The 19,727-nt window shown below is 73.1% G+C and carries 24 protein-coding genes; 10 read left to right on the top strand and 14 right to left on the bottom strand.

Features of this window, described 5'->3' with window-relative positions; genetic code table 11:
* Positions 1-2 precede the first annotated feature (2 nt).
* Positions 3-971: an AraC family transcriptional regulator gene (locus KM842_RS00510; RefSeq protein WP_216259950.1), complete on the top strand. Its 969-nt coding sequence runs from the start codon at positions 3-5 to the stop codon at positions 969-971.
* On the opposite strand, the gene KM842_RS00505 is transcribed toward KM842_RS00510, so the two are convergent.
* The 5 genes from KM842_RS00505 to KM842_RS00485 form a co-directional block, all read right to left on the bottom strand.
* Positions 964-1,563 (bottom strand): TetR/AcrR family transcriptional regulator, encoded by a 600-nt coding sequence (locus KM842_RS00505; protein WP_216259948.1) that lies wholly within the window; start codon positions 1,561-1,563, stop codon positions 964-966. The genes KM842_RS00510 and KM842_RS00505 overlap by 8 nt on opposite strands.
* Position 1,564: 1 nt before the next feature.
* Positions 1,565-1,723, bottom strand: coding sequence for a hypothetical protein (locus KM842_RS00500; protein ID WP_216259946.1), 159 nt, complete (start codon positions 1,721-1,723; stop codon positions 1,565-1,567).
* Positions 1,720-1,884 (bottom strand): hypothetical protein, encoded by a 165-nt coding sequence (locus tag KM842_RS00495; protein ID WP_216259944.1) that lies wholly within the window; start codon positions 1,882-1,884, stop codon positions 1,720-1,722. The genes KM842_RS00500 and KM842_RS00495 overlap by 4 nt, the downstream gene beginning before the upstream one ends.
* Before the next feature lie 87 nt (positions 1,885-1,971).
* Positions 1,972-2,172, bottom strand: coding sequence for a hypothetical protein (locus KM842_RS00490; RefSeq protein ID WP_216259942.1), 201 nt, complete (start codon positions 2,170-2,172; stop codon positions 1,972-1,974).
* 271 nt (positions 2,173-2,443) lie between these two features.
* On the bottom strand, positions 2,444-2,980 hold the full coding sequence (locus KM842_RS00485) for a DUF1990 family protein (RefSeq protein WP_253206174.1): 537 nt from the start codon (positions 2,978-2,980) through the stop codon (positions 2,444-2,446).
* Positions 2,981-3,059: 79 nt separating this feature from the next.
* Between KM842_RS00485 and KM842_RS00480 the strand changes: the two genes are divergently transcribed.
* Positions 3,060-3,701 (top strand): NAD(P)H-binding protein, encoded by a 642-nt coding sequence (locus tag KM842_RS00480; protein ID WP_216259941.1) that lies wholly within the window; start codon positions 3,060-3,062, stop codon positions 3,699-3,701.
* A 146-nt stretch (positions 3,702-3,847) separates the two neighbouring features.
* Here the strand turns inward: KM842_RS00480 and KM842_RS00475 are convergent, their stop codons facing one another.
* On the bottom strand, positions 3,848-4,402 hold the full coding sequence (locus KM842_RS00475; protein ID WP_216259940.1) for a TetR/AcrR family transcriptional regulator: 555 nt from the start codon (positions 4,400-4,402) through the stop codon (positions 3,848-3,850).
* 23 nt (positions 4,403-4,425) lie between these two features.
* Between KM842_RS00475 and KM842_RS00470 the strand changes: the two genes are divergently transcribed.
* Positions 4,426-5,754 carry an MFS transporter gene (locus KM842_RS00470; RefSeq protein ID WP_216259939.1) on the top strand — a complete coding sequence of 443 codons (1,329 nt, stop codon included), beginning with the start codon at positions 4,426-4,428 and terminating at the stop codon, positions 5,752-5,754.
* Here KM842_RS00470 and KM842_RS00465 read toward each other — a convergent pair.
* Complete coding sequence (locus KM842_RS00465; protein WP_216259938.1) at positions 5,639-5,986, bottom strand: hypothetical protein; 348 nt, start codon at positions 5,984-5,986, stop codon at positions 5,639-5,641. The genes KM842_RS00470 and KM842_RS00465 overlap by 116 nt on opposite strands.
* Positions 5,987-6,067: 81 nt before the next feature.
* Between KM842_RS00465 and KM842_RS00460 the strand changes: the two genes are divergently transcribed.
* A complete protein-coding gene (locus tag KM842_RS00460) occupies positions 6,068-6,382 on the top strand; it encodes a DUF7882 family protein (RefSeq protein ID WP_216259937.1) in 315 nt (104 codons plus the stop codon).
* Positions 6,379-6,678: a hypothetical protein gene (locus tag KM842_RS00455; RefSeq protein WP_216259936.1), complete on the top strand. Its 300-nt coding sequence runs from the start codon at positions 6,379-6,381 to the stop codon at positions 6,676-6,678. The genes KM842_RS00460 and KM842_RS00455 overlap by 4 nt, the downstream gene beginning before the upstream one ends.
* 52 nt (positions 6,679-6,730) lie before the next feature.
* On the opposite strand, the gene KM842_RS15925 is transcribed toward KM842_RS00455, so the two are convergent.
* Positions 6,731-7,363 (bottom strand): TetR/AcrR family transcriptional regulator, encoded by a 633-nt coding sequence (locus KM842_RS15925; RefSeq protein WP_216259935.1) that lies wholly within the window; start codon positions 7,361-7,363, stop codon positions 6,731-6,733.
* Positions 7,364-7,503: 140 nt separating this feature from the next.
* Here KM842_RS15925 and KM842_RS00445 point away from each other — a divergent pair, with 140 nt between their 5' ends.
* On the top strand, positions 7,504-8,985 hold the full coding sequence (locus KM842_RS00445) for an MFS transporter (protein WP_216259933.1): 1,482 nt from the start codon (positions 7,504-7,506) through the stop codon (positions 8,983-8,985).
* A 301-nt stretch (positions 8,986-9,286) separates the two neighbouring features.
* Here KM842_RS00445 and KM842_RS00440 read toward each other — a convergent pair whose 3' ends face one another.
* Together KM842_RS00440 and KM842_RS00435 are read right to left on the bottom strand one after the other, a co-directional pair.
* On the bottom strand, positions 9,287-9,643 hold the full coding sequence (locus KM842_RS00440) for a hypothetical protein (protein WP_216259931.1): 357 nt from the start codon (positions 9,641-9,643) through the stop codon (positions 9,287-9,289).
* A 145-nt stretch (positions 9,644-9,788) separates the two neighbouring features.
* A complete protein-coding gene (locus tag KM842_RS00435) occupies positions 9,789-10,535 on the bottom strand; it encodes a type 1 periplasmic-binding domain-containing protein (protein WP_216259930.1) in 747 nt (248 codons plus the stop codon).
* 125 nt (positions 10,536-10,660) lie between these two features.
* Here KM842_RS00435 and KM842_RS00430 point away from each other — a divergent pair, with 125 nt between their 5' ends.
* Together KM842_RS00430 and KM842_RS00425 are read left to right on the top strand one after the other, a co-directional pair.
* Positions 10,661-11,932, top strand: a complete 1,272-nt coding sequence (locus tag KM842_RS00430; protein ID WP_253206173.1) for a HupE/UreJ family protein — start codon at positions 10,661-10,663, stop codon at positions 11,930-11,932.
* A gap of 117 nt (positions 11,933-12,049) precedes the next feature.
* Entirely contained in the window at positions 12,050-14,182 is a 2,133-nt protein-coding gene (locus tag KM842_RS00425) for an Ig-like domain repeat protein (RefSeq protein ID WP_216259928.1), read from the top strand.
* Positions 14,183-14,246: 64 nt separating this feature from the next.
* On the opposite strand, the gene KM842_RS00420 is transcribed toward KM842_RS00425, so the two are convergent.
* From KM842_RS00420 to KM842_RS00410, 3 genes are all read right to left on the bottom strand, one after another.
* The gene (locus KM842_RS00420; RefSeq protein WP_253206172.1) at positions 14,247-15,104 is read right to left on the bottom strand and encodes a glycoside hydrolase family 16 protein; all 858 of its coding nucleotides are present in this window, start codon (positions 15,102-15,104) and stop codon (positions 14,247-14,249) included.
* 357 nt (positions 15,105-15,461) lie between these two features.
* Positions 15,462-17,003: an MFS transporter gene (locus tag KM842_RS00415; RefSeq protein ID WP_216259927.1), complete on the bottom strand. Its 1,542-nt coding sequence runs from the start codon at positions 17,001-17,003 to the stop codon at positions 15,462-15,464.
* Between the two features lie 159 nt (positions 17,004-17,162).
* Entirely contained in the window at positions 17,163-17,477 is a 315-nt protein-coding gene (locus KM842_RS00410) for a helix-turn-helix transcriptional regulator (protein ID WP_216259926.1), read from the bottom strand.
* 75 nt (positions 17,478-17,552) lie between these two features.
* Here KM842_RS00410 and map point away from each other — a divergent pair, with 75 nt between their 5' ends.
* Positions 17,553-18,332 (top strand): type I methionyl aminopeptidase, encoded by a 780-nt coding sequence (gene map / locus KM842_RS00405; protein WP_216259925.1) that lies wholly within the window; start codon positions 17,553-17,555, stop codon positions 18,330-18,332.
* Positions 18,333-18,381: 49 nt separating this feature from the next.
* Positions 18,382-19,119 carry a hypothetical protein gene (locus tag KM842_RS00400; RefSeq protein WP_216259924.1) on the top strand — a complete coding sequence of 246 codons (738 nt, stop codon included), beginning with the start codon at positions 18,382-18,384 and terminating at the stop codon, positions 19,117-19,119.
* A 76-nt stretch (positions 19,120-19,195) separates the two neighbouring features.
* On the opposite strand, the gene KM842_RS00395 is transcribed toward KM842_RS00400, so the two are convergent.
* The gene (locus KM842_RS00395; RefSeq protein WP_216259923.1) at positions 19,196-19,717 is read right to left on the bottom strand and encodes a GNAT family N-acetyltransferase; all 522 of its coding nucleotides are present in this window, start codon (positions 19,715-19,717) and stop codon (positions 19,196-19,198) included.
* Positions 19,718-19,727: the final 10 nt, after the last annotated feature.

The raw sequence follows: 19,727 nt of genomic DNA, 5'->3' as shown, positions 1-19,727 counted from the left end.
TGATGCCGATGGACGACGTGATGCCGGTGCGTCTCGACGTGGCCGGGACGGACCTCGACGACGCCGTGTCGTTCATCTCCGACCTGTACGGCGCCGAGCTGCAGGTCGAGTCGGCCGCGGACCCGTTCGAGTTCCGCTACGTCGCGATCGGCGACCGCACGATGTCGTTGCACACCGTGCGCTTCGCCGGACGCATGACCGGCCGCCTCCCCCCGTCGGACGCCGTCATCGTGCAGTGGCTGCAGTCGGGTTCGTCGCGGCTGGACACCGGCGGCGACGTCGTCGACATGGAGCACGGCGTCCCGGTGCCGCTGCTGCCCGACCGCACGTTCTCGTTCGCGATGGACGACTACGAGCAGCGTCTCGTGCACCTGTCCCGCGAGGTCGTCGAGCGGGTCGCCGTCGAGCAGGGCGCGGACATCTCCGCCGGTCTGCGCTTCGAGGCCACCGCGACGCCGTCCGAGCAGTCGGTGCGGACGTGGCACAACACCGTCGCCCTGGTCTCGCACACCCTGCGCGACGGGACCCCGGGCCGTCTGCTGCACGCCGAGATGGCCCGGCTGGCCGCGGCGTCCCTGCTCGAGATGTACCCGCAGCAGCGTCCCCTGCCGACGGAGACGGTGCTGGCCGCCCGGTCCGCGCACGTCCGCGCGGCGGTCGACCACGTGCACGAGAACGCGCGACTGCCGATCACCTCGAGCTCGCTCGCGCGGCACCTCGACGTCAGCCTGCGCGCCCTGCAGGAGGCGTTCCAGCGGGACCTGCAGACGACGCCGAACGCCTACATCCGGCAGGTCCGCCTGGAGCGGGCACGGCAGGAGCTCCTGACGTCGGCACCCGCCACGACCACGGTCCGAGAGGTCGCGGCCTCGTGGGGCTTCGCGCACCTCGGGCGCTTCACGCAGCAGTACACCGCCGCGTTCGGCGAGACGCCGAGGGCGACGCTCGACCGCCGGGACACGGTCAGATGAAGTCGGTCGCCGGCGTCGACGCGTAGGCGCCCATGAGGGTCGCCGCGGCCAGGCGTGCCGACCGGGCGGGCTGGGTCGTGTGGTGCACGGCAGCCTCGACCTTGGCGCCCTCGACGAGGAGCGACAGTGCGTCCGCGAGGTGGTCGGGCAGCCCGGCCCGTCGGGCGAGGACGTGCAGGTGCGCCTCGATGCCGCGGAGGTGCTCGTGTGCGAGCTCGGCGACGCGGGGGTCGGATCGGCCGAGCTCGCCGTAGCCGTTGATGAACGCGCACCCGGACCAGGAGTCCTCCTCGAAGCAGGACTCGAGGTGCGTGAAGACGGTGATGATCTCGTCGCGGGCGTCGGTGACCCCGACGGCGGCGACGGCCAGTCCGGCGGCCCACTGCTCGTGACGGTGCTCGAGCACGGCGAGGACGACGTCGACCCGTTCGGGGAACAGGGCGCGGACCAGGGTCACGTCGGTCCCGGAGGCGGCCGCGACGGCGGCGGCCTCGAGTCCGGCGGCTCCCTGGGCGATGAAGACGCGGTCGGCGGCGTCGACGATGCGGGCCCGTTCGCGGCGGTGCCGGTCGTTCCCCGTGTCGGCGCCCACGTCAGATCGTCGTCGCGGTGGTCCGGGCGACGACCCCGTCGGAGCGTCGGGCGCAGAGCGCCTCGAGGCGGCCGAGGCGCGCCCACACCAGGCGGTGCTCCGAGGTCAGTTCGCTGCTGCTCGCCGTCGCGCGGACGTCGGCGCCGCTCAGGGCGCTCACGCCGCGGCCAGGAAGAAGTCGGCGTAGGTCGGGTCGGCGCTCGTGCCGAGGCCGACGCGGCTCATCACGATCCGGTCGATCTCGACCGGCGAGGACATGCCGCGACGGTGCCACTCGAGCGGGTCGGCGCGGAGTTCCTGCATGGCGGTGGGTTCACGCACGGTGTGCCTCCTGCTCGAGGATGAGGGCGGTCATGTCGATGGGTTCGGTCAGTGCGACGGTGTCGTACGGCACGGGGGCGGCGGCGATCACGCGGCGACCCCCAGGCTGATGAGGGCGAGGCTGAACGCGGTGACGGCGGCGAGGCCGACGACGAGTGCGCTGGCGGCGAGGACGCGACGACGAGCGGTCTCGCGGACCTCGGAGAAGACGGACGGACGGACGGCCGAGGCCGTGCCGGCGACGGGGCTGCCGACTGCCGGTGTGGGGCTGGTGATGGTGGCGGACATGTGCGTCGCCTCCTCTCCAGGGACCTCGTTCGGTCCCTGCATCGACCAGGACGGCCGCCGTGCTCCCGCCCTCGCGGACCGCGGGGAGTGTCGGAGGACGACGGCTCGAGTGCGTCCTGGTGTCTGCGACGGTACGGCGTCCGGGCGGCCCGCCACGAACCCCGGGGCCCGATCCGCGAATCGCGGCCCGGCATGTCCGCGCATCGTGTCCCGCCGACCCCGGGACGGTCCCGCTCACGCTGTCGCGGACGACGCCCGACGCCCGACGCCGTCAGCGGAGCGCGCGCCGGTAGCGTCGGCGGACCACGACCTGGGCGACCAGGAGCACCGGGAAGACGAGTGCCCAGCGCCGGGTGGTCGACGGTCGGGTGAGCGAGCGGAGGGTCAGCGACACCTCGTCACCGTCGCGGGTGACGACGAACGCCTCCTCGCCGTCGACGGGGTGGCCGGGGCGGGTCCGGTAGGCGAACCCGACGCGGTCCTCGGTCCTGACGACCTCGACGACCTCGACGGGTTCGCGGACGACGACCGGACCGATCCGGAACCGCACGTCGAGCTGCTGCCCCGCCCGCACCGGGGCACCGTCCGACACCGTGAACCCGCTCCGGGTCTTCATGCCCCACCGCAGGACCGCTCGGGAGGCCCGGAGCCAGTCCGCCTCGCCCCTCCCGACCACGGTCCGCCGCTCGTACCGGCGGTGGCCGGTCCCGGTGGGCCCCCACACCGCGGCGGCGACCTGCGTCGACACCGCCGGGCCGGCACCGTCCCCGCCGGCGCCGACCACCCGAGAGCCCCCGTCACCACGCACGCCCGCCATCCTGCCCGACCCGCCCGACCGACGACCGGTGGCCACCCCGCCGTCAGCCCCCGCGCGTACGGTCCGTCCCATGAGCAACGTCATCATCCTCGGCGGCCACGGTCGCGTCGCCCTCCTCACCGCGCAGCTCCTCACCGCCCGCGGTGACACCGTCTCGTCGGTCATCCGCAAGGCCGAGCAGCAGGACGACGTCCGCGCCACGGGTGCCGAGCCGGTCGTCGCCGACATCGAGCAGCTCGACATCGCCGGTCTGACCGAGCTGGTCCGCGGGCACGACGCCGTCGTCTGGTCGGCCGGTGCCGGTGGTGGGTCCGCCGAGCGCACCTGGGCCGTCGACCGCGACGCCGCGATCCGGACCATGCACGCCGCCCTCGAGGCCGAGGTGCACCGCTACGTGCTCGTCTCCTGGTCGGACGCGGGCCTCGGCCACGGTGTCCCGGAGGACGACGACTTCTTCGCGTACGCCGAGGCGAAGACGATCGCCGACGCGGTCCTGCGCGACTCCGCCCTCGACTGGACCGTCATCGCGCCGAGCACGCTGACCGACGACGAGCCGACCGGGTCCGTCGAGGCCGCCGACCCCTCCTCGAGCATCGCCCGCGGGGACGTCGCAGCCCTCGTCGCCGCCGCCCTGCACGACGACGCCTCGGTCGGCAAGACCTTCCGCGTCAACACCGGCAGCACCCCGATCGAGCAGTTCGTGCGCGACTGACCCGGTCGTCGGCGCAGCCGACGACCCCGCACCGGACGGGAGGTCCGGACCGCGTGAGCAGACCGCTCACCCGGTCCGGGCCTCCCGTCGTGCGGCGACTCCGCGGCCGACCCCGGCCGCCGCGGGCCGGCGGACGCACCGCCTGCTCAGCCGATGAGCGCCGCGGCGACCGACCGCGCGGTGGCCGTGCCCTCGCCGCCGTCGCGGAGGCGCATCGCGAGCGCCCCGGAGACCACCAGGAGGAGCTGCTCGGCGAGCACCTCGGCACGGTCCCCGACGAGGGGTTCGGCGGCCGCGCGGAGCCGGGTGCGCAGGGTGCTGGTCTCGCCGTGCAGGACCGCGGCGAGCTCGTCAGGGGCGTCGGCGTACTCCGAGGCCGCGCCGAGGAAGGCGCACCACCGCGACCCGGTCGTCGTCGCCCGGAACGCATCGAGCGCGTCGAAGACCGCCAGCAGTCGGCCGCGGTCGTCCGACGCGCGTGCCGCGGCGTCGTCCCAGACCCGCACCCACTCGTCGTGCCGGCGTGCGAGGGCGGCGGCGACCAGCGCCTCCTTGCTCGGGTAGCCGCGGTAGAGCGTCGCGGCGGAGACCCCGGCCCGCTCGAGCACGGCGTCGATCGGCGTCGCGGCGATGCCCCGCGTCGAGAAGAGCTCCTCGGCGGCGTCGAGCAGCTTCCGCTCGGTCCCTGGACGCATCGTCATGGCAGCACCCTAGGGTGTGAAAAGTGAAACGTACGTTTTCGTTATCTCGGGGTGCGACCGACGGCACGGCCCTGGTCGCCAGCGGCACGGCGCTCGTCGCCGCGACCTACGGCCTGGTGCGCCTGGCGTACGGGCTCTTCCTGCCCGACGTCGAGCGTTCCCTGTCGCTCGACGCCGGCCCCGCGGGCTGGATCGCCTCCGGGTCGTCGGTCGTGTACTGCGCGGGTGCGCTCCTCGGGTTCGTCCTCGCCCCGGTGCGACCACGCACGACGGTCGTGCTCGCCGCCGCGACCGCCGGGCTCGGGGTCGCCGCCGCGGCCGCGAGCCCGTCCGCGTCCTGGTTCGCGGTGGCGACGGTGGTGGCGTCCGCCGGGGCCGGGCTGGCCTCCCCCGCGCTCGTCCGACTCGTCCAGCGTGACCTGCCCGCCGAGCGGGTCGACCGGGCGCAGGCCGTGGTGAACTCCGGCACCGGTCCCGGGCTCGTCGCCGTCGGGGCGCTCGCCCTCGTGCTGCTGCCGGACTGGCGGAGCGCCTGGGTCGTCGCCGCGGTCGTCACGGTGACGGCGGGGGCGGCCGTCCTGCTGACGGACCGGCACGCGCCCGACGGCCCGACGACGCCGTCCGGCTCCGGTGCCGACGAGCCGGCACCGGGTCGTGGCCGGGGCCGGACGCGCCACCTTGTCCTGCCGCCACCGACCTGGTTCGTCGCGCACCGCCGCCCGGTGCTCGTCGCCCTCCTGCTCGGTGCCGGTTCCTCGGCCGTCTGGACGTTCGGGCGGTCCCTGCTCGTCGGGGCCGGCGCTCCCGACACCCTGTCGGTCGTCGCGTGGACCGCGCTCGGCCTCGGCGGCGCCGCGGTCGCCCTGACCGCCCGGCCCCTCGCACGGCTCCGTGCACGGACGGCCTGGACCGTCACGGCCGCCGCGGTCGCGCTCGCCACCCTCGGGCTCGGCCTCGCACCGCAGGCGATCCCGCTCGCCCTGGTCTGCTGCGCCGTGTTCGGCTGGGGCTACACCGCCGCCACCGGCGCGCTCATCGCCTGGACGACCGAGCTCGACGCCGGGCGTGCGGCAGCCGGCACCTCGGTGCTCTTCGTCGTGCTCGTGCTCGGGCAGGCGGTCGGGGCCGCGGTCGCCGGGTCGGCCGTGCACGTCCTGGGGACCGGGGCCGTGTTCGTCGTCGCCGCGGCCGTCGTCGGGCTCGCCGCTGCGCTGACGCTCCGGCGGCGCGGGACGGTCAGGACTCCTGCAGGTCGGTCCACCCGTCCAGGTCCGGCACGTCGGTCATCTCCTCGCTCCACGCCGGCCGGGCCGGCTGCAGACGCAGGGTCTCCCGTTCGAGGTAGGCGATGACCGCCTCGTCCTCGGGGGCGTCCGGGCTCTCGGGCACCGGGGTCGAGAAGATCTCGCTCGCCGGACCGATGAGCAGGTGCGCCCGCGCCGTGCTGCCCGTCTCCGTCACCACCGGGATCTCGACGACGTCGGAGCGGTCGGCCACGGCGAGCGCCCTGGCGTAGCGGAGCAGGGCCTTGCCGGTCCGGTCGCCGGTGAGGACGGAGGTGTTGACGTAGTGGATGCGACGCATGTCGGCAAGGCTGGCCGTCCCTCCCTGGACGACGTTTAGGCTCGGCGGCAGCCGGACATTCCGCCGCGGAAGGGAACCACCATGGGCAAACTCGTCTACGACTCGACGTTCACCGCGGAGTTCGACGACCGCCTCCTGACGCACCTGCAGATCGTCATCGGGATGAAGCTGCGACGGGGCGAGTCGTTCATGTTCTCGTGGAAGGACGACGTCGAGCTCGGCGACGGGCGCACCGCGATCTGGCTCGACCGCTCGATGCCGCTCGTGTTCCGCTACTCCGGCAGCCGCATCCCGGCCGTCAACCGGGCGTGGGTCGAGGCCCTCGGCCTCACCGCCGGCTCGTCCGCGGGGCTGCGCATCGTCCCCGAACCCACCGAGAACGGAGACCACTCGTGAAGCGCACGGTCGTCAGCTACGGCGGAGCCCGGTACACGATCGCCAACGAGGACGTCGAGACCGTCCAGGCACGCATCGCCGAGGGCCTGCGCGAGGAGCCGTTCATGTGGCTCCAGGTGAACCACGGCGACGGGCGCGCCACCCCCGCACTGCTGCTCGTCTCGCCGGCGACCCCGGTGGCGATCGTCACCGAGCGGGACTCCGACGAGCAGGACGAGGACCCGTCGGTGGCCCGCTACCTGCTGCCCGACCAGGCCCGACCGGCGTCCCTCGACCTCGGACCGGGCGACTCCTAGCCCGGGGTGATTCCCGGCGTCCGGCGACCGCGCGGCCGCGCGGCCGCGCTGATCAGGCTCGCCCGCGCCCACCGCCGAGCAGCGCCCGCAGCGCGTCCTCGAGCGGCACCGCGACCGCCTCGACGTCGGCGGACGCCAGCGGTTCCACGCGTGTCGACGTCCGCAGCATCGTCATGCCGAGCACGACGGACAGGGCGATCTCCGCGCGGACGAGCAGGTCGTCGTCGACCCCGGCATTCCCGCCACCCCGGACGGCCCCGGCCAGGCGCTCCGCGTAGCCGCGCAGGGTCTCGCGGCGGATGCGGTCGACGGCCTCGTCGCCCGAGCTGCGCAGCAACAGCAGGAGCTGCATCGAGTCCTCGTCGGTGGGCGACCGGATGATGTGGCGGATCAGCCCGCTGAGCGCCCGCTCCAGGTCCGGGCCACCCGCGGCACCGTCGACGGCGTCCCCCCCGGCCCGATCGCCGGCCGTCCGGTCGGTCGCCGTCCGGTCGGTGGCGGTCCGGTCGAGGCAGGCGCGGAACAGTCCCTCCTTCGACACGAAGTACCGGTTGATGAGCGCGACGTTCACCCCGGCGTCGGCAGCGATGTCCCGGACCGTCGTGGCGCGGTAGCCGTCGAAGGCGAACCGGTGCCGCGCAGCCTGCACGAGCGCCAGGCGGGTGGCGGCGGCGTCCTTGCTCATGGGCCGAGCGTAGCGTGCCGCCCGCCGATGTAAGCGAGTGTTGACATCGGGCTGGGACTGCGTACGCTCGTCGTGTCAGCAGTTGTTGACATCGACAGCGTCGTCGCCCTCCCCCACCCCTCCCGACCAGACGGAGCACGATGTCCACCGCCACCGCGAGTCCCCGCACGGGCTCGACACCGACCACCCCGCCGGAGCGCCGACCGAACGCCACGGCCATCGTCGTGTTCCTCTCCCTCGGCGGGCTCTCGTTCGCCGTCCTGCAGTCACTCGTCGCCCCGGCCCTGTCCACGATCGGCCGCGACCTCGGAGCGTCGACGAGCGCGGCGAGCTGGGTCCTCACCGCCTACCTGCTCTCCGCCTCCGTCCTCACGCCGATCCTCGGCCGCCTGGGCGACATGGTCGGCAAGCGCAAGGTGCTCATCTGGGTGCTGGCGATCCTCCTGGTCGGCGCGGTCCTGGCCGCCCTCGCCCCGAACCTCGGCGTGCTCGTCGTCGCCCGGGCCCTGCAGGGTGCCGCCGGTGCCGTCATGCCGCTGTCCATCGGGATCGTGCGCGACGAGCTTCCGAAGGAGAAGGTCAGCGTCACCATCGGCCTGCTCTCCGCGATCTTCGGCATCGGCGCCGGCGTCGGCATCGTCGCCGCGGGCCCGATCGTCGAGCACCTCTCGTGGCACTGGCTGTTCTGGCTGCCCGCCGTCCTCGTCGTCGTCGCACTGCTCGGCGCCGTGTTCGGGATGCCGGAGTCGCCGATCCGCAAGCCCGGTCGCCTCGACGTCGCCGGGACCGCCGTCCTCGCCGTCTCCCTCGTAGCGATCCTGCTCGCCGTCAGCGAGGGGCAGACCTGGGGCTGGGGTGACGTGAAGACCGTCGGCCTGCTCGTCCTCGGTGCCGTCACGCTCGTCGCCTTCGTGCTCGTCGAACTCCGCGTCGCCGAGCCGCTCATCGACGTCCGCCTCTTCGCGGTCCGCGGCGTCTGGACCGCCCACGTCGTCGCCCTCGTGTTCGGCTTCGCGATGTTCGGCACATTCGTCCTCGTCCCGACGCTCCTGCAGCTCCCCGCCGCGACCGGCTACGGCTTCGGCAAGGACGTCACCCAGGCCGGCTTGTTCCTCCTGCCGACCGTCGTCATGATGGTCATCGCCGGGCCCGTGGCCGGGATCCTCGTCCGCCGCGTCGGCCCCAAGCCGCCGATGCTGCTCGGCGGGATCGCCATCGTCGCCGCCTTCGCCGTCCCCGCGGTGTCGCACGCGCACATCGCCGCGGTCGTCGTGTCCGGCGTCCTCACCGGCATCGGCATCGGCCTCGCCCTGGCCGCGTGCTCGAACGCGATCATCGAGAGCGTGCCCGCCGGCCAGACGGGCGAGGCGATCAGCGCCAACACCGTCGTCCGGACCATCGGCTCGAGCGTCGGCACCGCCGTCATCGCGGCCCTGATCACCTCGCACAGCACCGCGCAGGGCCTGCCGACCGACGACGCCTTCACGATCGGGTTCTGGGCGTGCACGGGCGTCGCGGTCCTCGCGGTCCTCGGGGCGCTGGCCGCGCCGTCGATGCGTGCCCGCCGGGCGGCCGCCGTCGCCGCCGGGGTCACCGACGTGGACGACCAGGTCGCGCGCTGACCGCACGGCGCCTCCCGCCTCGCCGCACGCAGCGGCACCCGGGAGGCGCCGGCGCCGTGCACGCTGCACCGGACGGGAGGCCCGGACCACGTGGGCAGACCGCTCACCCGGTCCGGGCCTCCCGTCTCCGACGCGGCCACGCGGGCACGCGGTCACCCGGTCACCCGGTCACCCGGTCACGCGGTCACGCGGTCACGCGGTCACGCGGTCACGCGGTCACGCGATCACGCGATCACGCGATCACGCGGTGCCGTGGCACCGGCGTCGCGGGTCGGCCCGCGCCTCCCGGCCGTCAGCGCCGTCAGGCGCGGTGGTGACTCCGACCGAAGAGCGACGCGAGCGACGCGACGACCGCCGTGCGGAACCGGACCCCGGCCGACGGGGCGGACGGCACCGTGCGGATCGGGGCGGTGAACGCGAGGTCGTGCAGGTTGTTCCGCTTCGACCCGTCCCAGTTCGCGAACAGGTAGGGCGTCCCGAGCGCCATCAGGCTGCGCACGGGCGCGGGCCGGATGCCCGAGGCCGCGACGGCGTACCCGGAATGCCCGGCGGAGATGGCGCGGATGACGGTGTCCGCGTCGGAGACACCGTCCGCGGTGACGACGGTGGTGATGCCCGTGCGGTCACGGGCCACGAATTCGATGATGTGTTCGGTCACGAGGAGCTCAGGGTCGCGAGTGACGTCTCGGCGGGGGTGAGTCGCGCGAGGCTTGGCCGGAACCGACGTTGCTTCCGTCGTCGAGGATACGTCGCGGGTCCGGAGCGGGTGCGCGGACGATCCCGATTGCGTACCCGGACCGTGGTCAGGCGACCCAGACGACGATGCCGCTCAGACCGTTCAGGGCGGCAGCCACCCCGGCCCGGAGCGCCCGGCCGGCGCGTTCGTCGGTGAACGTCGACGGGTCGTGGTGGCTCGACGTGCCGAGCCCCTCGCCGCGGAACCCCGCGCCGGTCCAGTCGGCGGCCGTGACGTTCGAGGTGGGCTCGGCGATCTCCGCACCGAGCACCAGGAACTGCTGGTGCAGGGCGGACGGCGAGATCGCCGCGATCGGGTCGACCATCTCGTCGCCGATGCTGATCACCAGGTCGGCACGCTCGCCGATGGCCGTGGCGACGGACGACAGCCGGTCGTCGGCGCTGTCGGCGACGACCGGGACCACCGTGACGTCCTCAGCCTCGGCCCATGCGTCGACGGCATCCGCGAGCGTCTCGGTCTCCGGACTCGGGTCGCCAGGCGAGAGCAGGACGACGCGGTAGCCCGTGGGCGGGGCGACGTCGTCCCACGACCCGGTTGCCGGGCTGACGGTGGCCTCCGGGGCCGGCGGGTGTTCTGGGTCCGCGAAGCCCTCACCGAGGGTGCCGGTGCCGCGGACGGCGGTCGGCACGCCGGTCGGGACGGCGGGGTGCTGGCTGGTGGCCCGTTCGCCGCTCACCGCGCTGCGCGAGGAGCCGTCGGCGACCGTCGAGCACCCGGCGAGCGAGACCGCGCCGGCCACCACCACGGCAGCGGCGGCGAGGACGACGGAGGTGCGGGGAGCGAGGCGGGTCACGAGGGGCCATGCAAGCACACCGCCCGCCGACGATGAACCCCCACGGGCCGCTGTCCAGGGCCCGTCCAACTGTTCGTTGCCGATTGTTTCCCTGCTGGTCGCTCTCGACCGCGATGGTCGGGCCGGTGAAGCACCGAAGCACCCGTCCCGTCCCCGCCGGGCTCCCCCTCCTCCCCCCGTTCGTCGCCCGGGTCCTCGCGGCACTGGTCCTCCTGGGCACGCTGACCGCGAGCCTCCTCGGCGGGGCGACCGCGGCGAGCGCCCACGGCTTCAGCTCCGTCGTCTACGCGGACGTCAGTGGCGAGGGCTCCGACGTCGTCCGTGCCCGGCTCGGGCTCGAGTACGACCTCATGCTCGTGTCCGTCGGGACGAGCGAGGACGACGACGCCCTCTACCGACAGGGCCAGGCGGCCTGGGACGACGGGGACGACGCGGGCATGGTCCGCGCTGCCGAGGCGCACCACGACTCGATCAGCCGGTACCTGTTCGACCGGTTCTCGGTGACCTCGGGCGGCCAGGAGTGCACCGGCACCCTCGACGACACCGTCCGGGTGGACATGCAGGACGAGGTGCCGTACGCCCAGGTCGTCGCCGACTTCCGGTGCCCGCCGGCCGGACACACCGCCTCCGGGCACGTGGTCGAGTCGCGGCTGTTCCCGGACAGCGAGACCTTCGTCCGCGACACGAAGACGATCGTCACCTACGACGTGGACGACGAGGCGGGCACGGCGACGCTCGACGCCGACCAGCCCTCGTTCTCGACCGAGCAGTCCGCCGGGCAGCGCTTCTGGGAGTTCTTCACCCTGGGCGCCGAGCACCTGCTGACCGGGATCGACCACATCCTGTTCCTCATCGCGCTCATCGCGGGGTCCCGGCGTCTGCGCGAGGTCGTGTACACCGCGTCGGCGTTCACCATCGCGCACTCGATCACGTTCATCCTCGCGGCGCTCGGCGTGGTCAGTCCGCCGTCGATCGTCGTCGAACCCCTCATCGCGCTGTCCATCGCCGCCGTCGCGGGCTGGTACCTGTGGCGCCTGGTCCGGCGTCGGTCCCGCGCGGACGAACTGGTGCTCACCGACCAGGGCCGCTTCGCGCTGGACCGCTCCGGGTGGTCGCGCCTGGCCGTGGTGTTCGCGTTCGGGCTGATCCACGGCCTGGGCTTCGCCGGCGCCCTCGGCATCCACGAGGCGTTCTCGTGGCAGCTGCTCGTGTCGCTGCTCATCTTCAACGTCGGGATCGAGGCGGTGCAGCTCGCGATCATCGTCATCGTGTTCCCGCCGCTGTCCCTGCTGCGCCGGAAGGCCCACGTCGCCTCGCTGTGGGTGACGGGCGCGGTGACCGCCGGGGTCTTCGTGATGGGGATGATCTGGTTCGTCCAGCGCCTGGTCGAAGGCTGAACGCTCTTACTGCCCGGACGCCGTGAGACGGATGGTCACACAGCGTTTACTCACGATCTACCAGGGCGATGCAGAGTCTCTCTGCTGCACCATCCCTCTCCTTGAGAACGGAACGACATGAGTCTCCTGTCCGGCGCCCCTTCCCGGCGCAGAACCACCACCCTCCGCCTCGGCGGGGCCGCGATCGGAGCGGCCCTCATCGCCGGTGCGTGCCTCGTCGGCACCAGCTCCGCGACCGCGGCCACGAACACCCCGACGAGCAACATCTCGACCGGCGGCCCGATCCACATCCTGCTCGGCGTCGGCGCGACCGAGAGCCAGCGCATCGCCTCGTGGTACTTCCCGGCGAACGTCGCCCAGTCGCTCGAGATCCAGAAGACCGACACCATGACCGGTGGCGCCTTCACCGACGCGAAGACGACGATCGCGGCCTCGAAGGCAGCGAACACCGCGGCCGACAGCAGCACCGTCGACTCGAGCACGCGCGGCATCGCGGGCATCACCGCCGAGTCGGGCTACATCAACGCGCACGCGACGATCTCGGACCTCGAGCCGAACACCACGTACACGTACCACGTGGGTGCCGCGGACGGTTCCGCCTGGTCGACCGCGTACACCTTCACCACGAAGAGCTTCAGCGGCGACTTCGACTTCCTGTTCTTCGGTGACCCGCAGATCGGCTCGTCGGGCTACACGGACGACGACGGCGCCGGCTGGGCCGACACCCTGAAGTACGCGACCACCAAGGAGAAGGACGCCGAGCTCCTCGTCTCCGGTGGCGACCAGGTCGAGAACGCCAACAACGAGTACCAGTGGGGCGCGTTCGCCGACAGCAGCGACGTCCTCAAGCGCTACCCGTGGGCCTCCACCATCGGCAACCACGACGTCGGCGGCAAGGCGTACGAGCAGCACAACCAGCTGCCGAACTCCCTCAAGGTCCCGGACTTCTACCCGGGCGGCAACACCTCCGCGAACTCGGGCGGTGACTACTGGTACACCTACAAGGGCGTCCTGTTCATCGACATCAATTCGAACGCCTACTCCGGTGGTTCGGACGCAGCGCACGTGAACTACGTGCGCGACGTGATCAACCGTCACGGCGACGACGCCAAGTGGACCGCGCTGGTCTACCACCACTCGATCTACTCGCCGGCCGACCACGCGAACGACAAGGACAACCAGCAGCGTCGCTTCGACTTCACCCGCGCCTTCTCGGTCATGGGTGTCGACGTCGTCCTGCAGGGCCACGACCACTCGTACTCGCGCAGCTACGCGATCAAGAACGGCAAGAAGGCCAACCCTGACGAGCAGCCGGGTGCCGACCAGGTCTTCGCCGGCCCCGGTGGCGTCATCTACCTGACCGCGAACTCCGCCTCGGGCTCGAAGTACTACGACCTCACCACGCCGGACCCCACCCAGGGTGGCTACGGCGCGGACCCGCTCGACCCGACCGGTCAGCGTCACTTCGCCAACTCGGTGGAGAACCAGGAGCACGTCCGCACCTACGTCAAGGTCGGCGTCACGGACGACAACCTCGCCGTCACGACCGTCCGCGCCGGTGACTGCACCACGCTCAACTCGGCCGTCCAGCACGGCAAGGTCGACAGCTGCGGCGTGACCCTCAAGCCGACCGAGTCGGCCGACCCGGCGCCGATCGGCTCGAACGTGGACCAGTTCACGCTCCAGGCCGCGCTGCCGGCGACCACCACCACCGTCGCGCTGTCCTCGACCAAGCAGTACGCCGCGACGACCGCCCCCGCCACGGTGACCGCGACCATCGGCGGTGGCATCGGTGCACAGCAGGGCACCGTGACCTTCTCCGACGGCACGACGAAGCTCGGCACCGCCCCGGTCACCGACGGCAAGGCGACCTTCCGCCTGCCCGGCACGCTCGCGGTCGGCACGCACCCGATCAGCGCGTCCTTCGTGAGCAGCTCCACCTTCGCGGGTGGCGACTCGGCGACGACCAGCCCGGTCACCTTCACGGTGGTCAAGGCGAAGTCCTCGACGAAGATGACCTACACGAGCGGCAAGGCGACCGTCACGGTCTCCTCCGCCGGTCGTCAGGTGAACGGCAACGTCCGCATCTACGACGGCTCGAAGCACGTCACGACGTTCAAGGTCGTGAACGGCAAGGCCACCGGTGCGGTCAAGCTCGCCAAGGGCAAGCACACCCTCAAGGCCTCGTTCGCCGCCAACGCGACGATCGCCGCCAGCACGAGCGCCACGGTGTCGGTCACGGTCAAGTAACTACCACCGGCACGACGACGGGCCCCGCGACCTCGGTCGCGGGGCCCGTCCGCGTCCCGACCGGTCAGGCGTTCTGCCAGACCCGCACCCAGTCGACGAGCATCTGCTGCGGGAACTGGGTGGTGGCGTCCGGGTTGCCCGGCCAGCCGCCGCCGACCGCGACGTTCAGCACGACGAAGAAGGGCTTGTCGAACACCCACGGGTCGCCGTTCGTGTCCGCCGGGGTCACCGAGTGGTAGACCGTGCCGTCGACGGACCACGTGATCGACCCGGGTCGCCAGTCGACCGCGTAGTCGTGGAACGCATCGGCGAAGGCACCGCTCGGCAGCGTCGCCGCACGACCGATCCCCTCGGCACCGGAGTACCCCGGCCCGTGCACCGTGCCGTGGACCGTGCCGGGCTCGCGACCGATGTTCTCCATCACGTCGATCTCACCGCACGCCGGCCACCCGACCTGCGGCAAGTCGGCGCCGAGCATCCAGAACGCCGGCCAGATGCCCTGCCCGCGCGGGATCCGGATGCGGGCCTCGACCCGTCCGTACTGCACCGAGTAGGTCCCCTGCGAGGTCAGGCGCGCGGACGAGTACGACCCGTCGGCCTCGCGTCGGGCGGTGATGACGAGGTTGCCGTTGCCGTCGAGCGCCGAGTTCCGTCGCGAGTCGGTGTAGACCTCGAGTTCGCCGTTGCCCCACCCGCCACCGCCGCGGTCGTACCGCCAGATGCCCGGGTTCGGCGCGCTGCCGGCGGGGCCGTCGAACTCGTCCGCCGCGAGGAGCGTCCGCCCCGTGGCGGCGCGGGCGCCCTCGGGGGCGAGCAGCGCGGCTCCCGAGACGCCGAGTGCGGCGGCGGCGCCGAGCCCGAGCGTGAGCAGACGTCGGCGGTCGATCCCGCCGACGTCGGTGGTGTGGTCGTCCTGGGTCACGTCGGTCCTCCTCCGCCCGGTCCGGTGCGGGCGCACGAGGGAACAGCACACGTCACCTCGTGCCGGAGCACCAGTCCCCCGTCCGGGTCCACCGCGTTCGCCGGCCAGGACGACGGCGGTCGACTGACCGGCGTCCGTGCGACCGGGGTGCCCCGGGCGTCGCCGTCCGCTGTCGCTCACCGAGCCGGACGGGAGGCCCGTGACGGCCCCGCCACGGGCCTCCCGTCCGTCGTCGGTCACGACGGCACCCGCTCAGGGTGGCGCGCCGCTCGGGTCGGCACGAACCGCCCGGATCGGCGCGCCCGGCCCGGAACCTCGTGCCCGCCCGGGCCGGCGAGGAGCGCCGGCCGGGACGGATCAGGCGTGCCCGGCGGTGGCCTCGGCCGTCTCCTCGAGGACCTCGGCTGGGGCGTGCGCCGTCCGGGTGCGGACGAACACGGCGGCCAGGACGGCCACGACGACCGCGACCACACCGGCCACGACGAACGCGCTGTGCAACCCGCCGAGGAACGCGTCCCGCGCGGTGGCCGCGGCCGCGGCGGTGAGCCCGGTCGGCACGATGCCCTGCACGAGCCCCTGCCGCGCGGCGGTCCCGAGCCCCAGTCCGGCCGTCCCGGAGAGCACCCCGGCGCTGACGACCGCCGAGAGCACCGAGGTGCCGAGCGCGCCACCGAGCTGCAGCGCGGTCGCCTGGAACCCACCGGCGACGCCCGCGAGCTGGACGGGCGCACCGCCGACGACGGCCTCGGCCCCCGCGGTCATCGTGAAGCCCGCACCGAGCGCGAACACGACGAACGGGATCGCCATGCCGACGTACGGCGAGTCCTGCGTGGTGCCGGTCAGGGCGAACAGGGCCACGCCGACCATGAGCAGGCCGATGGTCAGGGAGCGGCGGATGCCGAGCTTCGCGACCAGGGCCGCACCGATCGGCGAGGCGATGATCGAGACACCGCTCAACGGGAGCTGCATGAGCCCGGCCTGCAGACCGGTCGCCCCGCGCAGGTTGAGCATGTAGAGCGACAGGAAGAAGGTGACGCCGAGCATCGCGAAGAAGTTCGCGCCGACGGCCAGCCCGCCGATCGACAGCGACGACGACCGGAACAGCGACATCGGCAGCAGCGGGTCGGTCACGCGGAGTTCGACGACGACGAACACGACGAGCAGGGCGAGCCCGCCGAGCAGCACCCCGAGCGTGAGTGGGCTGCCCCAGCCCCACGACTCGGACTGCACGACGGCGAGCACGATGCCGAACAGGCCGAGCGCGAGCAGCACGACACCGGGGACGTCGAACCGCCCCCGGTGGGGTGCGGTCGACTCGCGCAGGACGAGCGCACCGACCACGAGGCCGACGACGGCGATCGGGGCGTTCACGAAGAAGACCGATTCCCAGCCGAGTGCGGCGACGAGCACCCCGGCGACGATCGGGCCTGCGGCGATGGCCACCGAGGACGCTCCGCCCCAGACGCCGACCGCGACGCCGAACCGCTCCTTCGGGAACGTGGCCCGCAGCAGCGCGAGGGTCTGCGGCATGAGCAGTGCGGCACTGAGGCCCTGCAGGGCGCGGAACACGATCACACCGGTGGCGGTGCCGACCAGGCCGATGGCGACCGAGGACAGCGCGAAGGCGACGACCCCGATCAGGTACATCCGGCGACGACCGAACCGGTCACCGAGCTTGCCGCCGAGGATGAGGAACACCGCGAGCGCGAGCAGGTAGGCGTTCGTGATCCACTGCAGCTGCGTGAAGGTGGTGCCGAGGTCGGCGGCGATGGCGGGGTTGGCGATCGAGACGACGGTCGCGTCGAGGCCGACCATGAACAGGCCGAAGCACACGGCGACGAGGGTGGCGATCGGGTTGCCGCGCAGGGTGCGGCGGGATCCGGGCATGACTGTGCCCACGGGGAGCTCCTTCGGACGACACGGATCGTGCTCCGGCGGCGGGGCCGCACGGCGAGAGGCACGAGGGGTGCGAACCGAAGGACGCGGGGTGGCACCGGCGAGGCGGTACACGAGCCGTCCGTCGGTCTCGCACGACGGCCGGCCCCCTTGGTTCTGACGTCAGAACTGTACCAGAGCGGCGTGGGGCGCCACGGCCGGCGCCGCCTCCTGCGCTGCCGCCGCCGCGCCGGTCTCGGCGCTGACGGCTCGCCACACGTCGTCGAGCGACAGGCCGAGCACCCCGGCGAGCGCCGCGACCGTCGGGAAGGACGGGGTCGCGATCCGTCCGGTCTCGATCTTGCGCAGCGTCTCCGGTGAGACCCCGGCGTCGAGTGCGACCGCCAGGATCGACCGCGCTCCCCGGGCGTCCCGGAGGAGGGCGCCGAGGCGCTGACCGCGTTCGAGGTCGACGGGCGAGAGCGGGAGACGGACCATGGTCTGATACTAATACCGGTACAACTATCCGGACCAACGACCCCGGCACGACCCCGAACGGAAGAAGCGCCCCGCATGATCGAGATCCTCTCCCCGTCCGAACTCCCCCGGGCGCGCGCCGCCGGCACCCTGGTGGCCGACATCCTGCACACGCTGCGCAGCCGGACGACGGTGGGCACGAACCTGCTCGACCTCGACCGGTGGACCGCCGAGATGATCACCGCCGCCGGGGCCACCTCGTGCTACGTCGACTACGCGCCGTCGTTCGGTCGCGGACCGTTCGGGCACCACGTGTGCACGGCCGTGAACGACGCCGTCCTGCACGGGATGCCGCACGACCAGGTCCTGGCCGACGGGGACCTGCTGACGCTCGACCTGGCCGTCGTGCACCAGGGCTACGCGGCGGACTCGGCGATCAGCTTCATCGTGGGGACGAGCCGGCCGGCCGAGAGCGTGGCACTCATCGAGACGACCGAGCGGGCCCTCGCCGCGGGGATCGCCGCCGCGCGACCGGGCGCCCGCCTCGGTGACCTCTCCCACGCGATCGGGTCGGTGCTCACCGCGGCCGGGTACCCGATCAACCTGGACTTCGGCGGCCACGGCATCGGCTCGACGATGCACCAGGACCCGCACGTGGCCAACGACGGACGACCGGGCCGCGGGTACACCCTGCGCCCGGGGCTGCTCCTGGCGCTCGAGCCCTGGGTGATGGTCGACACCGACGAACTCGTCACGGACGCCGACGGGTGGACGCTCCGCAGCGCGACCGGCAGCCGGACGGCGCACAGCGAGCACACGATCGCGATCACCGAGGACGGTGCGGAGATCCTGACGCTGCCCTCGGCCCACCGGTAGCCTCGACGGGTCGTGCGGCCGAGGGGCTGCCCGCACGAGGGGGAACACGATGCGCACCATCACCACGGCCGTCGCGGCAGCCGCACTCGTCCTGGGCCTCACCGGCTGCTCGGTCGGGGACACCGGCGGGTCCACGACTCCGCCCCGGTCGTCGTCCGGCGCGAGCACGCCCGCGCCGAGCGCAGCCGCGTCCGGCGACACGTCGGGCACTCCGTCCGCCGACGGGACGACCGCCGCCACCGAGGCGCACACCGCCGAGGAGTTGTCCGCGGTCTTCCGACGCATCCAGTTCAAGCCCGGCGAGTTCGACACGACCGACGCGATGCTCGACTCGGTGTACCCGGGACTCACGGTCTCCGATGCGAGCTGCCTCGCGCCGTTCGGCGTCGGGTGGGACGGGGACGACACCTCGGGGCCGGTCGCGTTCGGCACGAGCAACGACCGCTCGATGACCGCCGTGGTGGCGAGCACCGGGGACGTCGAGGCCGCGACGGACCTGGTCGACGACGCCCGCGACGCACTGACCCGGTGCGCGGACGGCTCCGAGCTGTTCACGATGGACGGCCAGCGGGTGGAGACGACCGTCGCACCGATGCGGTCCACCCTGACCGGCACGGACGAGTCCCTCGGGTGGCGGATCCGCGGCACCGTCGGCGGCGCCCCGTTCACCCTCGTCGGGCTGACCGGGCGCGTCGGTGGGGACGTCGTCGCCCTCGTCGGTTGGGACCCCGCGTCGAACACCACGAACGTCCCGCTCGCCTCCCAGATGTTCGTCGACGACCTGTAGGGCGCACGACCGTCGGGCGGACGCGCCGTCAGGCGGACGGGCCGTCAGGCGGACGGGCCGTCGGGCGGACGGGCCGTCAGGACGTCGCAGGCCCGTCGAGCACGCGCAGCATCTCGAGCTCCGTCCGGCTCGGGTCGAGCACGTACGGCTCGGTGCGCCCGGTCGCGACGAACCCGCGACGCTCGTAGAAGGCCCGCGCGCGGACGTTGTCCTCGTGCACGTGCAGCCGGAGCGTCGTGCCGTGCTCGGCTGCCCAGTCCTGCACGGCGTCGAGGAGCGCGTCCGCCACGCCCGCGTCCCGGCCCCGGTGACCAGGCGCCACGTAGACGCCGACCAGGAGGGGCCCGGTCGCCGCGTCCGGGACGAAGCCGTTCATCATCCCGACCCACGTGCCGCGCTCGTCCACCGCGGCGAACGAGGTGCTGCCCGGCGTTCCGCCACGGCGCCCCCGGGCACGCCACTCCTGCTCGTCGAGCCCCTCGGCGTCCGCCAGGTGCTCGCCGTACGCGATCGGCGTGTCCGCGAGCATCGCGAGCCGGAGGGCACGGACCTCCCGCCAGTCGTCCTCGGTCGTCGTCCTGATCGTCACCGCCTGCATGCACCGACCC

The organism is Curtobacterium sp. L6-1, assembly GCF_018885305.1.
GTDB lineage: Bacteria > Actinomycetota > Actinomycetes > Actinomycetales > Microbacteriaceae > Curtobacterium > Curtobacterium aetherium.
This window is presented reverse-complemented; position numbering and strand designations above follow the sequence as displayed.